This window comes from Streptomyces sp. NPDC048258 (assembly GCF_043201995.1).
Lineage (GTDB): Bacteria > Actinomycetota > Actinomycetes > Streptomycetales > Streptomycetaceae > Streptomyces.
Map to the genome: position 1 here is coordinate 1 of NZ_JBICZH010000049.1, position 17,350 is coordinate 17,350.

At 72.8% G+C, this 17,350-nt stretch carries 2 protein-coding genes; both read right to left on the reverse strand.

Annotation, left to right across the window (positions count from 1 at the left end; all coding sequences use genetic code 11):
• On the reverse strand, nt 1-487 hold a 487-nt coding region (locus ACGFYQ_RS41365), incomplete at its 3' end, for an AMP-binding protein (RefSeq protein WP_393752417.1).
• Nucleotides 488-728: 241 nt separating this feature from the next.
• Entirely contained in the window at nt 729-17,348 is a 16,620-nt protein-coding gene (locus ACGFYQ_RS41370) for a non-ribosomal peptide synthase/polyketide synthase (RefSeq protein WP_393752419.1), read from the reverse strand.
• Between the last annotated feature and the right edge of the window lie 2 nt (nt 17,349-17,350).

Here is a 17,350-nt window from a genome sequence, read left to right on the forward strand (position 1 = left end):
CATGCGGCAGCACCACACCCTTCGGACGACCCGTCGAACCCGACGTGTAGAACACATACGCCGCACTCTGCGGAAACACCCCCACCACCGGCGCCATCCCCGGCCGGTCGAGGGCATCGGTGACCGTGAGCAGTCCGGGCGCGCCCGCCCGGCGCATCACCTCCGTCGTGGAGGCGTCGACCAGCACGGCCGACAGGCCGGCGTCCGCGACCATGAACTCCAGCCGGTCGACGGGGTATTCGGGGTCCAGCGGCACGGCGGCCGCGCCCGCCTTCAGGACGGCGAGCAGGGCCACGACCGGCTCCACTCCGCGCGGCAGGCAGACACCCACGCGTGATCCCGCGCCGACTCCCTGCGCGAGCAGCTCGTGGGCGAGGCGGTTCGCCCGCACGTCCAGCTCCGCGTAGGACACCCGCTCGCCGGCACACACCACGGCGGGCGCCTCAGGCGTCCGCGCCACCCATTCCGCGAAGTTCTCGGTAATCACCACTCCACCGAAACCGGACACCCGGACCACTCCCCCACGCATAGAAAACCCAATCGATCAGCAATCGAGCACACCATCAACAAGGCGCCCGGCACAACGAACTAAAGGCACAGCCAAATTCGCTCTTCAGTGGAGACTGAAATACCCCGGGAAACACCCGCGGGAGGGGAATGGGCATTGCCCTTCCCCTCCCGCGCGCCCGGCCGGGATCAGCCGGGACCGGCTCCGGAATCAGCAGGGGTCATCCGGCGCCGACGATCTCCTCCAGCCCTGCGACGAAGTGCTCCGCGAGTGCGGTCACCGTCTCGGGGCGGTAGGTGTCCGTCGCGTACATCACCTGGACCTCCAGCCGGCCCTCGGAGACGATCGCCACGACGTCCAGCAGGTGGTGGCGTTCGTCCGTGGCCGGTGCCGTCGGTGCCTCGTACGGGAAGGGTGCCCCGTAGAAGCCGTCTCCGGCGTCGGCGGTGTCGTACTGGCCGAGGTAGTTGAAGCTGACCTCGGGCGCGGGCCCCTCGGCGAGGGTGCCGCGGAGGTGGCGCAGCAGCCCGTACCCGATGCCGCGCTGCGGTACGGCCCGCAGCAGGCGCTTGACCTGGTTGATCTGCGGGCGCCACGCCGGCCCGGCCGGGGCGGGCAGCCGGACCGGGAACTGGGTGGTGAACCAGCCGACCGTTCTCGAGAGGTCCACCCCGTCGAGGATCTCCTCGCGGCCGTGGCCCTCCAGGGTGACCGGCACGCTGTCGGCGCCGGACCACTGGGTGAGCGTCCGGCCGAGGGCCGACAGCAGCACGTCGTTGATCTGCGTGCGGTAGCGGCCGGGGACCTCTTGCAGGAGCCGCCTGGTGGTCCGCGCGTCGAGCGTGGCACGGGCGACGGCGCGGTTCCGGTCGAGGTTCCCGCCGTCCAGGTCGACCGGCAGCCGGCCGGTCCCGCCCTCGGCGAGCGCGTTCCAGTACGGGGCCTCGTCGTCCACCGAACCCGCCTCGGTGTGCGCGACGAGGGCCCGCGTCCAGTCCCGGAACGAGGTGGTCTTCGCCCCGAGGTCGACGGGCCGGCCGGCGCGCGCCTGCTCGTACGCGGTGGCCAGGTCCGACAGCAGGATGCGCCAGGACACCCCGTCGACGACCAGGTGGTGGACCGTGACGAAGAGCCGGGGGCGCCGGTCCCCGCCGTACTCGAAGAGCACGGCCTTCACCAGCGTTCCGTCCGCCGGGCTCAGGCCGCCCTGCGCGGCGGCGACGGCCCGTGCGGTCTCCGCCTCCGGATCGGCCGCCTCCGACAGGTCGTGCCAGGTCAGTACGGAGCCGTGGACGGCGGCCCGGTTGTACTGCCGCCAGCCGGCCGAACCGACCGCGGCCGCGCCCTCGCCCCCGTCCTCGCGGGTGTACCGCATCCGCAGGGCGTCGTGGTGGTGGAGCAGTCCGGCGAGGGCCGCCTCCAGGGCCGGGCGGTCCACGTCAGTGAAGCCGAGCTCGACGAAGGTCGCCATGGTCAGGTGCTCGGGCGCGGTGAAGCTGTCGAAGAACCAGCGCTGGATGGGGCTCAGCGGCACGTCGCCGCTGACCGGCGGCTCGACGGCGGCCGTGTCGGGCCCGGCCGGCTGCTCGGACCCGGTGACCAGCTCGGCGAGCCCGGCCACGGTCGGCGCCTTGAACAGCTGCTTCGGGGAGACGGCCAGTCCCGCTTCGCGGGCCCGCGACACCACCTGGATGGTGAGGATGGAGTCACCGCCGAGCTCGAAGAAGTTGTCGTGGACGCCGACCCGCGGCAGGCCCAGTACGGCCGCCCACACATCGGCGAGGATCCGCTCCCGCCCGGTGCGCGGAGCGGTGTACTCCGTACTGGCCGCCGCCTCCGGGTCGGGCGCGGGGAGCGCCTTGCGGTCCACCTTGCCGTTGGCGTTGAGCGGCAGCGCGTCCAGGACGACGAAGGCCGTCGGCATCATGTAGTCCGGCAGCGACGCGCTCGCGAAGGCCCGCAGGCCCGCCTGGTCCAGGCCGGTGCCGGCCGCGTAGGCGACCAGCCGCTTGGTGCCGGGCCGGATCTCGCGTACGGCCACCACCGCCTGGGCGACGTCCGGGTGGGAGGCCAGCGCGATCTCGACCTCGCCGAGCTCGATCCGGAAGCCGCGGATCTTGACCTGTTTGTCGGCCCGGCCCACGAAGTCCAGCTGTCCGTCCGGCAGCCAGCGGACCACGTCACCGGTGCGGTACATCCGGCCCTCGGAGTAGGGGCTGGCCACGTAGCGGCCCGCGGTGAGCGCGGGGTGCCCGGCGTAGCCGCGGGTCACGCACTCGCCCGCGAGGTACAACTCGCCCGCGACCCCGACGGGGACCGGCCGCAGCCAGGCGTCCAGGACGTACGCCCGGGTCCGGCCGAGCGGGGTGCCGATGGGCACCGACGGCTTCTGCGTCTCCCAGTCGACCAGGTGGACCGTGGCGAAGATGGTGGTCTCGGTGGGGCCGTATGCGGCCACCAGCTGGACGCCGGGGGCCTGGTCGACGACCGTCTGGAAGTGCCGCGGCGAGAGCACGTCGCCGCCGGTCATCACCATGCGCAGGCCGCGCAGCATCGTCACGTCGGCGTCGACGACCTCGTGGAAGAGGCCGGTCGTCACCCACAGGACGCTCACGCCGTGCGTCCGCACCAGGGCCCCGAGTTCCTCGACCGACAGCACCCGGGCCGTGGAGACGGCGAGGGCGGCGCCGTTGGCGAAGGCGCTCCAGATCTCCAGCGCGCTCGCGTCGAAGGACAGCGTCGCGGTCTGGCTGACCACGTCGTCGGCGGTGAAGGCCAGCCGCGGGTCGCGGGCCACCCGCAGGACGCCCGCGTGCGGGACCACGATGCCCTTGGGGCGGCCGGTGGAGCCGGAGGTGTAGAAGACGTACGCGGCGTTCTGCGGGGTCAGGGCCGTCGGAGGCGGTCCCGCGGGGGCCGTGGCCGCCGTACGCTCCAGCTCCTCCAGGAGGAGTACCGGAACCTCGGCGTCCGCGACGGCCTCACGGGTGCCGGCGGTGGCCAGCAGCAGTCGCAGCCCCGAGTCGCCCATCATGAACGCGAGCCGGTCCGCCGGGTATTCGGGGTCGAGCGGTACGAACACCCCGCCCGCCTTGAACACGGCGAGCAGCGTCACGATCGGGGCGGTGCCGCGCGGCAGGCAGACCCCGACCCGGACCTCCGGGCCGACCCCGTGCGCGCGCAGGGCGTGGGCGAGGCCGTCGGCCCGCGCGTCCAGTTCCCCGTACGTGAGCCGCTCGCCCTCGCACACCACCGCGACGGCGTCCGGGGTGCGGGCCACCTGGTCGGCGAAGACCTCGCCCAGCACCTCGCCCGCGGGCCCCTCGGCGCCGTCGGACCAGCGGCCGAGGATCTCGGCGTGCTCGGCGCCCGTCAGCCGGGGGGTGGTGCGCAGCAGGCGGTCGGGGTCGGCGGCCATGGCGGCGAGGAGGTCGAGCAGGTGCGCGGAGAGCCGGCGCACGGTGCTCTCGTCGAACAGGTCGGTGTTGTAGACGATGTTGCCGATCAGCGCTCCGTCGACCTCGCCGAAGTCGAGGGTGAGGTCGAACTGGGAGGTGCCCGCCTTCAGCGGGTAGTCCTGCCAGCTCAGCTCTCCCGCGCCCGGCCGGGCGGGGGCGCCGGACAGCTTCTCGTAGCTGATCGCCACCTGGACGAGCGGGCTGCGGCTGGGGTCGCGTTCGGTGACGACGGCGTCGACCACCCGGTCGAAGGGCACCTCGGCGTGTGCGAAGGCGTCCAGGACCGTGCCCCGTACGGAGGCCAGCAGCTCGGCGGTGGTGGCGCGTTCGTCGATCCGGCTGCGCAGCGCGAGGGTGTTGATGAAGAAGCCGACGGCGTCGTCGAGCCGGCCGTGGTCGCGGCCGGAGGTCACGGTACCGACCACCACGTCCTGCTGCCCGCTGTAGCGGGACAGCAGGACCTGGCCCGCGGCTGTCAGGCCCATGAACAGGGTGGCGCCCTGGGACTGGCAGACCTCCGTGAAGCGGTCGAGCAGTGCGGACGGGATCACCGTCTGGAAGCTCGCGCCGCGCGTCGTGCGCTCGGCGGGGCGCGGCCGGTCGGTGGGCAGCTCCAGCACCGGGGCGTCGGCGAGTTGTGCCCGCCAGTAGCCCAGTCCCTCCTCCAGCCGCTGCGGGGTCAGCCGCGCGCGCTGCCAGAGGGTGTAGTCGGCGTACTGCACCGGCGGTTCGGCCGGGGTACGGCCCGCGTAGAGCTCGCCGAGCTCACGCTGGATCACGCCGAGGGACCAGCCGTCCATGACGATGTGGTGCATCGACAGGACGAGTACGTGCTCCTCGTCGGTGACCCGGATCAGGGTGGGCCGCAGCAGCGGCCCGGTGCGCAGGTCGAAGGGCTCCGCGAGCAGGGCGTGCACGAGCGCGTCGAGGCCGCCCCGGCCGTCAGCGCCGCCTTCGGCGGGGCTCTCGAGCACCGGCAGCCGGACGCGGGCGGGCGGGTGGATCACCTGGACGCCCTGGCCGTCGACCGTGTCGAAGGTCGTGCGCAGCGATTCGTGCCGCGCGACCAGCGCCTGGAGCGCCGCGCGCAGCGCCTCGACGTCGAGGCGGCCGCCGAGCCGTACGACGCGGCCCGAGTTGTACTCGTCGCTGGCGGTGTCGTGTTCGGCGGCGAACCACATGCGCGCCTGTGCGGAGGACAGCGGCAGGGCGCCGTCGCGCGGGGCCCGCGGGATGACGTCCTGCCGCGCGCCCGCGGCGGGCAGGCGGGGGGCGAGCGACGCGGCCGTGGGGTGGTCGAACAGCTCTCTGACGGAGACGTCCGCCCCGGCCCTGCGCAGCCGCGACACCACCTGGATGCTCATGATGGAATCGCCGCCCAGCCGGAAGAAGTCGTCCAGGGCGCCGACCCGGTCCAGGCCGAGCACCGCGCCGAACACCTCGGCGACCAGCCGCTCGCCCTCCGTGCGCGGGGCGACGTACCCCTCGCCGAGGGCCGACAGGTCCGGCGCGGGCAGCGCCCGGCGGTCCAGCTTCCCGTTGGCGTTCAGCGGCAGCGCGTCCAGCACGGTCAGGGTCGCGGGGACCATGTACTCGGGCAGTACGGCGGCCAGCGCGGCCCGCAGCGCGCCCGGGTCCGGGTCTCCGGCGCCGACGCGGGCGGCGGGGACGGCGTAGGCGGCCAGCCGCTTGACGCCGGGCTGGTCCTCGCGCGCGACGACCACGGCCTGGGCGACCTCGGGCAGGTCCGTCAACGCCGCCTCGATCTCGGCGAGTTCGATGCGGAAGCCGCGGATCTTGACCTGGTCGTCGCTGCGGCCGGCGTACTCCAGCACGCCGTCGGCCCGCCACCGCACCACGTCGCCGGTGCGGTAGAGCCGCGCGCCGGGGGCGGCCGGGTCGGCGACGAACCTCTCGGCGGTCAGCGCGGACCGGCCCAGGTAGCCGCGGGCCACGCCCTGGCCGCCGATGTACAGCTCGCCCCAGACGCCCGCCGGCACGGGGCGCAGCCAGGGGTCGAGGACTCGCAGGACCTTGCCCGCGACCGGGCGGCCGATGGGCACCGAGCCGGTGTCGGGGGCCCGTTCGGCGTCGGAGAACCACCCGGTGGCGTAGACGGTGGCCTCGGTGGGGCCGTAGATGTTCCCGATGACCGCGTCCGGCGCGACCTCGCGGATCCGCTCGTACAGCGCGGCCGGGAACGCCTCACCGGCGAGCACCACGTGCCCGGCGGAGATGCCCGCGCCGTCCTCGGCCAGTACGGCGCCGAGCGCGGACGGGACCGCGGAGATCAGGCTGCCCGACCAGCCGCGCGGGCGCTCCGCGAGCTCCAGGACGTCGCGCATCACGTGGACGGCGCCGCCCGCGGCGAGGGTACCGAAGAGCTCGAAGACCGAGACGTCGAAGTTGAGCGAGGTGGAGAAGCAGGTCGTCGCGAAGACCTCCTCGCCCAGGGACACCGCCCACTGGACGAGGGAGGACATGGCCTCGTGGGAGACCACGACACCCTTCGGCCGGCCGGTGGAGCCGGAGGTGTAGATCACGTAGGCAGCGGCGGCGAGCGGCGGCCTGGACGGCACGACCGGGGCCGCGTCCGAGTCCGCGTCCGCGCCCGCGCCCAAGGGACCGTCCACCGCGAGGAGTTCGACCTCCCCGGCGAACGGGAGCTCCCCGGCGAGGGCGCCCTCGGTCAGCACCAGCCCGATGCCGGAGTCGGCGGCCATGTAGCGCAGCCGGTCGGCGGGGTAGTGCGGGTCCAGCGGTACGTACGCGCTGTCGGCCCGGAGCACGGCCAGGACGGCCACGACCAGGTCGGCGGAGCGGGACATCGAGACGCCGATCGGGGTCTCGGGGCCGGCGCCGCGCGCGATCAGCACCGCCGCCAGCCGGTCCGCGCGCTCGGCCAGGGCCGCGTACGTGAGCACCTGTCCGCCGTGTACGACGGCGGGCGCGTCGGGCCGGTCGGCGACCCGGGCCTCGAAGAGGTCCTGGAAGGTGCGGTCCGGGGCCATGGGCAGGGCCCCGGACCAGGCCGCCAGCCGGGTCCGCTCGATCGGCGTCAGCCGGGGCAGAGCGGACAGCGGACGGTCGGGGGACTCGGTGAGTGCGGCCAGAGTGGCGGCCAGGTGGGTGCTCAGGACCTGGACGGTCACCTCGTCGAACAGTTCGGGCCGGTAGGTGATCCGGAGGGCGACCTCGGCGGCCGTGCCGCCCATCGCGACCAGGTGCCGGCCGGTGTACGCGCTCAGGGTGAGCGGGTAGTTGGTGGCGAGGCCGCCCTGGGTGTCGGTGACGGTGAGGCCGTGCCGGGCGGCCAGGCTGTCGTCGACGGGGTAGTTCTCGAAGACGAGCAAGCTGTCGAACAGGCCGGTTCCGGCGGGGACTTCGGTGATGGTGTTGATCTGGCTGAGGGACAGGTACTCGTGGGCGCGGGACTCCCACTGCTCGGCCTGGAGCCGCTGGAGCCACTCGACGACCGGCGTGGCCGGGTCGAGAACGGTGCGGACCGGAACGGTGTTGATGAACAGGCCGATGACGGAGTCGGCGTCGGCGAGGTCGGCGGGGCGGCCGGAGGTGGTGGCGCCGAACACGATGTCCCGCTGGCCCGAGTAGGCCGACAGGAGCAGCGCCCAGGCTCCCTGGATCACCGCGTTGACGGTGAGCCGGTGCCGGCGCGCGAAGTCGCCGATCCGTGCGCCCACTTCGGGGTCGACGAGCACGTCGTGGCCGCGCGCTTCCCACGTCTGCGCGGTGACGGACCGGTCGACGGGCAGGGGCACCGGGGTGTCGAACCCGGCCAGCACGGAACGCCAGTGGTCGAGGCCCGCCGCGGTGTCGCGGGAGCCCAGCCATTCCAGGTAGTCCCGGTACGGGCGCCGCACCTCGGGGCTGCCGCCCGCGTACCGGGTGAAGACGTCCTCCAGCAGGCGCGGGGTGCTCCAGCCGTCCAGGAGCAGGTGGTGGAAGGTCCACACGACCTGGATCCGGGAGCCGCCGAGGTCGGCGAGGGAGACCCGCAGGAGGGGGGCCGTGTCGAGGGAGATGCCCGCCCGGTCGGCGGCCCGGCGCTCGTCCAGGGCGACCATACGCTGCTCTGCCTCCAGCCCGGTCCAGTCTGCGGTGTGGACGGGCACCTCGACGCGGTGGTGGACGAGCGCGACGGGCTCGTCCACCGCTTCCCAGACGACGGACACGCGCAGGGCGTCGGAGGCGTTGACGGTCTCCCGCCAGGCTGCGGCGAGGCGGTCGATGTCGGCGGCGCCTTCGAGGACGAAGGACATCTGCTCGACGTAGGCGGCGTCGTCCGAAGCCTCCAGGGAGTGGAAGAGCATGCCCTGCTGCATCGGCGAGAGCGGGTGGACATCGGCGATGCCCTGCCCGTCGCCGACGCCCCGGTCGACGGTGGCCTGGTCCCACGCGACGAGGGGGAAGTCGGACGGCGTGCGGCCACCGACCCCCTCACTCAGGCAGTACGCCACCGCCTCGCCCAGGGCGTCCCGGTAGCGCTCGGCGAGCGCCCGCATGGCCTCGGGGGTGTGCAGTGCCGTCGAGAACTGCAGCTGGATCTCCAGCGCGCCGTCCACGACCCGGCTCACGACGTCGAGGACGTGCGGCCGCTCTTCGCGGAGGCTGCGGTCGTCGTCGGCGGGCAGCAGGCCGGCGAAGACGTCCGGGTGACCGCCCGCGTCGAAACGGCCGAGGTAGTTGAAGCTGACCTGGGCCGGGTCGGACAGGTCGGCGCCGTGCAGATGACGCAGGGCACCGAAACCGATGCCCCGGTCCGGGATCGCACGGAGCATCTCCTTGGTGGACCGGATCTGGTCGGTCCAGTCCTCGCCAGCGCCGAGGGCGACGGGATAGATCGAGGTGAACCAGCCGACCGTACGGGACACATCCGCGCCGATCACCGACTCCTCGCGGCCATGACCCTCCACGTCCACCAGGACCCGGTCGCGCCCGGACCACTCACCGAGCACCCGGCCCAGCACCGCCAGCAGCACATCGTTGACCTGCGTACGGAAGACAGCGGGAACCTTCTGGAGCAACGCCTCGGTCTCCGCCACCGGCAGAACCACCGACACGATCTCCGCCGACCCGACAGTGTTCACCCCACCGGGAATCTCGACCAGCGGCTCGGCGCCCTCGACGACCGAGGCCCAGTAGTCCAGCTGACCCGAGAAGTCGTGCGCGGCGAGCTTGGCCGTCCACGCCGGGAACGACAACGACGTCCCGTCCAGCGCGACCTCCCGACCGGCCACCAACTCCCGGTAGGCCAGAGCGATGTCCTCCAGCAGGATCCGCCACGAAACACCGTCCACCACCATGTGATGCACCGCGATCAACAACCGGTCCCCGTCCAGAACAACCCGCACCAGCGGCCCGCCCTCCAACCGGAACGACTCCTGAACCACCCCGTCCACATCCCGCTCGACCACCACCACACCCGGCTCACCCACCGACTGCCGCCAACCATCAGCGGTCTGAGCGAACCGGACCCACAACCCCTCGTGATGCGACAGCACAGCCGACACCGCAGCCGACAGCACCTCCACGTCGACACCCTCGGCGACCTTCACATGCATGGACATGCCGAAGTGATCCGGTGCCACCGGATGCGTCCGCAGGAACCATTCCTGAACCGGAGACAGCACCACCGGGCCGGTGACGGACTCCGTTTCCCGCTCAAGCGCAGCCCTGCCCGCCGCGGCGGCCACACCGGCCACGGTCTGCCGTACCAGCACGTCCTGCGGCGAGACCACCAGCCCCGCCCGACGCAGCCGCGACACCACCTGAATACTCAGGATCGAATCGCCGCCCAACTCGAAGAAGTTGTCCCGCACGCCCACCCGCTCGACGCCCAGCACCTGCGCCCACACCTCCGCGACCACCCGCTCCACCTCGGTACGCGGAGCCGTGTACTCCCGGAGCAGCACGCTCAGGTCGGGCTCGGGCAGCGCCCGTCGGTCCACCTTGCCGTTCGCCGTGACCGGCAGGCTGTCGAGGACCACGCAGATCGCCGGGACCATGTACTCGGGAAGGGCTTGCCCGACGAACTCCCGCAGTCCGGCCGAGGTCACGTTCTCGGCGACCACGTACCCGACCAGCCGCTTCACGCCGGGCTGGTCCTCCCGTACGACGACCACCGCCTGCTCCACCTCGGGGTGGCTAGCGAGCGCGCCTTCGACCTCGCCGAGCTCGATCCGGAAGCCGCGCACCTTGACCTGGTCGTCGGCGCGGCCGGCGAACTCGATCACGCCGCCGGGCAGCCACCGCACCACATCGCCGGTCCGGTACATCCGCTCGCCCGGCTCACCGAACGGCGAGGCCACGAAGCGCCCGGCCGTGAGCCCGGACCGCCCCGCGTAGCCGCGGGCCAGCTGCACACCGGTGACGTACAGCTCACCGGCGACGCCCTGCGGGACCGGGCGCAGCCACGGGTCCAGGACGTACAGGCCGGTGTTCCACACGGGCCGGCCGATGGGCACGGTCGCGGTGTCCGGCTCGGCCGGGTGCGAGGTGACGTCGACGGCCGCCTCCGCCGGCCCGTACAGGTTGTAGAGGGTCGCCTGCGGCAGTACCTCGCGGATCTGGTCGCGCAGTGCGCCCTGCAGCATCTCGCCGCCGCTGAACACGGTGCGCAGGCCGGTGCAGGCCCGGGTGGCGGGTTCGGCGACGAGGGCGCGCAGCATGGACGGGACGAAGTGGACGGTCGTCACGTCGAAGTCGCGGATCATCCGTGCCAGGTACTGCGGGTCGCGGTGGCCGTCCGGGCGGGGCAGCACCAGGCCGGCACCCGCGATCAGCGGGCCGAAGAACTCCCACACGGCCACGTCGAAGCTCGACGAGGTCTTCTGGAGGACCCGGTCCGCGCCTGTCAGGGGGTACACCGACTGCATCCACAGCAAGCGGTTGGAGATGGCCGCGTGGGAGACGAGCACGCCCTTGGGGCGGCCGGTCGAGCCGGAGGTGTAGATCATGTACGCCGCGTGCTGCACGAGCGTGTCGATGTGCGGGGCGGTCGCGGGCTGCCGGGCGATGTCCGCCGTGCCCGGCGCCACCACCTCGATCTCGCCGGACACGGAGGCGGTCACCCGGTCCGAGACCAGCAGCCGGGCGCCGGAGTCGCCGAGCATGTAGGCGATCCGGTCCGCCGGATACTCGGGGTCGACGGGGACGTACGCGCCGCCGGCCTTCACGACGGCCAGCAGGCTCACGACGAGGTCGATCCCGCGGGGCAGGCTGACCGCCACGACGGTGTCCGGCCGTACGCCGCGCTGCTGGAGCAGGTGCGCGAACCGGTTGGCCCGCTCGTCGAGTTCCCGGTAGGTGAGGGAGGTGTCCTCGGTGACGACGGCGAGGGCGTCCGGGGTGCGGGCGGCCTGCTCGGCGAAGAGCTCGGGCACCAGGCGCGGCGGGCAGGGCCGACGTGTGTCGTTCCAGTCGCCCGTGATGGTCGCCGACTCCGCTTCCGTGAGCAGCGGGATCCGCCCGGTCACCTCCTCGTCGAGCAGGGCGCGCAGCAGTCCGCCGAGCCGGCCCGCGATGTCCTGGGCCGTGGTGTCCTCGAACAGGGCGGGGTCGTACGACATGCGCAGTGTCACGCCGGGGTCGGCGCCGCCGACGAGGCGGCCGCCGGTGTAGGCGGTGAGGGAGAGCGGGTAGCTGCTGCCCCCTTCGCCGTAGCTGTCGCGGACGCGCAGGCCGCTCCCGGCGCCCATGTCCTCGTCGACGGGGTAGTTCTCGAAGACGAGCAGGCTGTCGAACAGGCCGGTTCCGGCGGGAACTTCGGTGACCGTGTTGATCTGGCTGAGGGACAGGTACTCGTGGGCGCGGGACTCCCACTGCTCGGCCTGGAGCCGCTGGAGCCACTCGACGACGGGTGTGGCCGGGTCGAGAACGGTGCGGACCGGAACGGTGTTGATGAACAGGCCGAGCATGTCCTCTGCGTCGGCGAGGTCGGCGGGGCGGCCGGAGGTGGTGGCGCCGAACACGATGTCCCGCTGGCCCGAGTAGGCCGACAGGAGCAGTGCCCAGGCCCCCTGGATCACCGCGTTGACGGTGAGCCGGTGCCGGCGCGCGAACGTACCGACGTCGGTGGCGAGCGTGCCCGGCAGCTCCACCTCGAGGTGGCGGCCGGCCCAGGAGCGGTGGTCGGGGGCGGGCAGGTGGTCGGCGGGCAGGGGTACGGGGGTGTCGAAGCCTGCGAGCACGGAACGCCAGTGGTCGAGGCCCGCCTTGGTGTCGCGGGAGCCCAGCCATTCCAGGTAGTCCCGGTAGGGGCGCCGTACCTCCGGGCTGCCGCCCGCGTACCGGGTGAAGACGTCCTGGAGCAGCAGCGGGGTGCTCCAGCCGTCGAGCAGGACGTGGTGGAAGGTCATCACGACCTGCGCGCTGCCGTTGCCGAGGTCGGCGAGGGATATGCGCAGGAGGGGGGCCGCGTCGAGGGAGATGCCCGCCCGGTCGGCGGCCCGGCGCTCGTCCAGGGCGACCGTACGCCGCTCCGCGTCCAGACCGGTCCAGTCTGCGGTGTGGACGGGCACCTCGACGCGGTGGTGGACGAGCGCGACGGGCTCGTCCACCGCTTCCCAGGCGATGGAGATCCGCAGGGCGTCGGAAGCGTTGACGGTGTCCCGCCAGGCTGCGGCGAGGCGGTCGATGTCGTGCACCCCGTCCAGGACGAAGGACATCTGCTCGACGTACGCGGTGCCTTCGGCGTCCTCCAGGGAGTGGAAGAGCATGCCCTGCTGCATCGGCGAGAGCGGGTGGACATCGGCGATGCCCTGCCCGTCGCCGACGACCCGGTCGACGGTGGCCTGGTCCCACGCGACGAGGGGGAAGTCGGACGGCGTGCGGCCACCGACCCCCTCACTCAGGCAGTACGCCACCGCCTCGCCCAGGGCGTCCCGGTAGCGCTCGGCGAGCGCCCGTATGTGGACGCGGCCGTGAACGGCGGTGGAGTAGTAGAGGTCCACGTGGAGGGACCCCTCCTGGACGCGGGAGACCACGTCCAGGAGGTACGGGCGCTCTTCGGCGGGGGCGTGGTCGTTCTCGGCCGGGAGCATGCCGGCGAAGACGTCGGGGTGGCCGTCGGCGTCGTAGCGGCCGAGGTAGTTGAAGCTGACCTGGGCCGGGTCGGAGAGGTCGGCGCCGTGCAGATGGCGCAGGGCACCGAAGCCGATGCCCCGGTCGGGAATCCCCCGCAGCGTCTCCTTCGTCGACCGGATCTGCTCGGTCCAGTCACCGCTCGCGCCGAGGGCGACGGGATAGATCGAGGTGAACCAGCCGACCGTACGGGACACATCCGCGCCGATCACCGACTCCTCGCGGCCATGACCCTCCACGTCCACCAGGACCCGGTCGCGCCCGGACCACTCACCCAGCACCCGGCCCAGCACCGCCAGCAGCACATCGTTGACCTGCGTACGGAAGACAGCGGGAACCTTCTGGAGCAACGCCTCGGTCTCCGCCACCGGCAGAACCACCGACACGATCTCCGCCGAACCGACAGTGTTCACCCCACCCGGCACCTCGACCAGCGGCTCGGCGCCCTCGACGACCGAGGCCCAGCAGTCCAGCTGACCCGAGAAGTCGTGCGCGGCGAGCTTGGCCGTCCACGCCGGGAACGACAACGACGTCCCGTCCAGCGCGACCTCCCGACCGGCCACCAACTCCCGGTAGGCCAGAGCGATGTCCTCCAGCAGGATCCGCCACGAAACACCGTCCACCACCATGTGATGCACCGCGATCAACAACCGGTTCCCGTCCAGGACAGCCCGCACCAGCGGCCCGCCCTCCAACCGGAACGACTCCTGAACCACCTCGTCGACGTCCCGCTCGACCACCACCACACCCGGCTCACCCACCGACTGCCGCCAACCATCAGCGGTCTGAGCGAACCGGACCCACAACCCCTCGTGATGCGACAGCACAGCCGACACCGCAGCCGACAGCACCTCCACGTCGACACCCTCGGCGACCTTCACATGCATGGACATGCCGAAGTGATCCGGTGCCACCGGATGCGTCCGCAGGAACCATTCCTGAACCGGAGACAGCACCACGGGACCGGTGACGGACTCCGTTTCCCGCTCAAGCGCAGCCCTGCCCGCCGCGGCGGCCACACCGGCCACGGTCTGCCGTACCAGCACGTCCTGCGGCGAGACCACCAGCCCCGCCCGACGCAGCCGCGACACCACCTGAATACTCAGGATCGAATCGCCGCCCAACTCGAAGAAGTTGTCCCGCACACCCACCCGCTCGACACCCAGCACCTGCGCCCACACCCCCGCGACCACCCGCTCCACCTCGGTACGCGGAGCGACGTAGTCCTTCGAGGCAGCGGCACTCAGGTCCGGCTCGGGCAGGGCGCGCCGGTCGACCTTGCCGTTCGCGGTCAGCGGGAAGGTCCCCACGACCACGAACGCGGTCGGAATCATGTAATCCGGGAGGGACTTGGCGACGAACTCGCGCAGCCCCGCGTGATCGACCCGGTCACCCACCACATAGCCGACCAGCCGCTTCACTCCCGGCCGTGCCTCACGCACGGCGACCACGGCCTGCGTGACGTCCGGGTGCGCGGCCAGCGCCGACTCGATCTCACCGATCTCGATCCGGAAGCCACGCACCTTGACCTGGTGATCGGTACGGCCCACGAACTCCAGCTGCCCGTCGGCCAGCCACCGCACCACGTCACCGGTCCGGTACATCCGCTGGCCGGAGCCGCCGAACGGCGACGCGACGAACCGTTCCGCCGTCAGCCCGAAGCGCCGTACGTAGCCGCGGGCCACTCCCGGCCCGGCGATGTAGAGCTCACCCGCGACCCCGACCGGCACCGGCCGCAGCCGCGCGTCCAGGACGTACAGGCGGGCGCCCGCGACCGGCCGGCCGATGGGGACGCCGTCGGCTCCGTACTCGTCCACCGGATCACCGGCGGTGACCGTCACCGTGGTCTCGGTCGGGCCGTAGACGTTGCGCAGCGTCCGGCCCGGCGCCCAGCGGGAGATGAACTCCGCCGACATGGCCTCGCCGCCGACCAGCAGGCCGCGCAGCTCGGGCAGGTCCGCGTCCGGCACGCTCTGCAGAGCGGCGGGCGGGATCTCCAGATGGGTGATCCGCTGGTCGCGCAGCACCTGCCCGAGCGCCTCGCCCGCCAGCGGGCCGGGCGCGGGCAGGACCAGGGTGGCGCCCGCGTACCAGGCGGCCAGTACGTCGGCCATCGCGACGTCGAAGTTGGGCGAGACGGCTTGGAGCAGCCGGGATCCGGTGGTCAGGCCGAGCGCCCGCTGGTGCGCGGCGGCCATGCCGGCCACGTTGCGGTGCGGGACCAGCACGCCCTTCGGGCGGCCGGTGGAGCCGGAGGTGTAGATCATGTAGGCGCCGGCATCGAGCGAAGCCCGAGCGGGAAGCTCGGCCACCTCCGCCGGCGCGGTGTCGCATGCACCGTCCCCGTCCACGCGAAGAACCGGTACCGCGACGTCCGGTACGAGGTCCAGCGTGTCCGTGTCGCTGAGGACCAGCGCCATCCCCGCGTCGGCGGTCATGAAGGCGAGCCGGTCGGCCGGGTACTGCGGGTCCAGCGGCACGTAGACACCGCCCGCCTTGGCGACGGCGAGCAGCGCGGTCAGCCAGCGCACTCCGCGCGGCAGGCATACGCCGACCACCACGTCGGTGCCCACCCCGTGGGCGCGCAGCGTGCGGGCGAGCCGGTCGGCGCGGGCGCCCAGTTCGGCGTAGGTGAGGGCGAGGCCGTCGTCGACGACGGCGGTCCGCTGCGGGTCGCGGGCCGCCCGCGCCTCGAACAGGCCCGCCATCGTGCGTGCGGGGGCCTCCCCGTCCGCGGCGTTCCACTCGTCCAGGATCCGCGTGCGCTCGTCGGCGGTCAGCGTCGGCACGGCCGCCGTGAGGGGCAGCTGCGCGGCGGCCGGCTCGCCCAGCTCGGCGAGTGCCGCGACCACGTGGGCGGCGATGCGGTCGACGGTGGTCCCGTCGAAGAGGTCGGTGTTGTAGTTGATCAGGCCGCCGAACTCACCGCCGTTCTCCTCGAAGGCGACCAGCAGGTCGAACTGGGCGGACTCGATGTCCAGGGCGTGTTCGCTCCACCACAGGCCACCGGAGTCGCCGAGGCCGCCGGGCATGCTCTGGAGCAGCACCATGGCCTGGACGAGGGGGGTGCGGGAGGGATCCCGCTCGGTGACGACGGCGTCGACCACGCGGTCGAAGGGCACGGCCGCGTGCGCGAAGGCGTCGAGGACGGTCTCCCGTACGGACGCCAGCAGGGCGGCGCCGGTGGCGTCCTCGTCCACACGGGTGCGCAGGGCGAGGGTGTTGACGAAGAACCCGACCTGGTCCTCCAGTTCCCAGTGCCCGCGCCCGGAGTCGGCGGTGCCGACGACGACGTCCTGCTGGCCGCTGTAGCGGGACAGCACCAGCTGGACCGCAGCGACCAGGCCCATGAACAGCGTGACGCCCTGCTCCTCGCACATGCGGTGGAAGCGGGCCAGCCGGTCGGCCGGTATGCCGAAGCGGCGGGTGGCGCCGGCCGACGTGCGGACGGCGGGGCGGGGGCGGTCGGTGGGCAGGTCGAGGACGGGCGCGTCGGCGAGCTGCTCGCGCCAGTAGGCCAGGCCCTCGTCGAGGACCGGGCGGGTGAGCGTCCTGCGCTGCCAGACGGCGTAGTCGGCGTACTGGAGCGGGAGTTCGGCGAGGGCGCGGCCGGCGTAGAGCTCACCGAGCTCGCGCAGCAGGACGCCCATGGACCAGCCGTCGGTGACGATGTGGTGCATCGAGAGCACCAGGAGGTGGTCGTCGGCGGCCACGCGAAGGAGCAGCGGGCGCAGCAGCGGTCCGGTGCTCAGGTCGAAGGGGGCTCCGTGGTGGGCGCGTACGGTGCGGTCGATGTCCTCGGGCGCGCAGTCGGCGGCGCTGAGCCGGAAGGCGACCCGTGCGGCGGGGTGGATGATCTGCACGCCTTCGCCGTCGACGGTGGCGAAGGTGGTACGGAGGGATTCGTGGCGGGCGACGAGCGCGCCGAGGGCGGCTTCGAGGGCGCGGACGTCGAGGTCACCGCGCAGCCGGACGGCGCCACCGGTGTTGTACTCGGTGCCCTCGGGGTCGATCTCGGCGGCCAGCCATACGCGGGCCTGCGCGAAGGACAGCGGGAAGGACACCGGCAGTTCCGTGCCGCGCACGGCGGGGGTCAGCGACGGAGCGGCCAGGGCGGTGATCCCGGCGGCGAGGGCGGCAGCGGTGGGGCGGTCGAACAGGTCCCGGACCGGCGCCTCCAGACCCGCGCGGCGCAGTCGTGAGGCGGCCTGGACGGCCCGGATGGAATCACCGCCGAGCCGGAAGAAATGGTCGTGGACACCGACCCGGTCCAGGCCCAGCA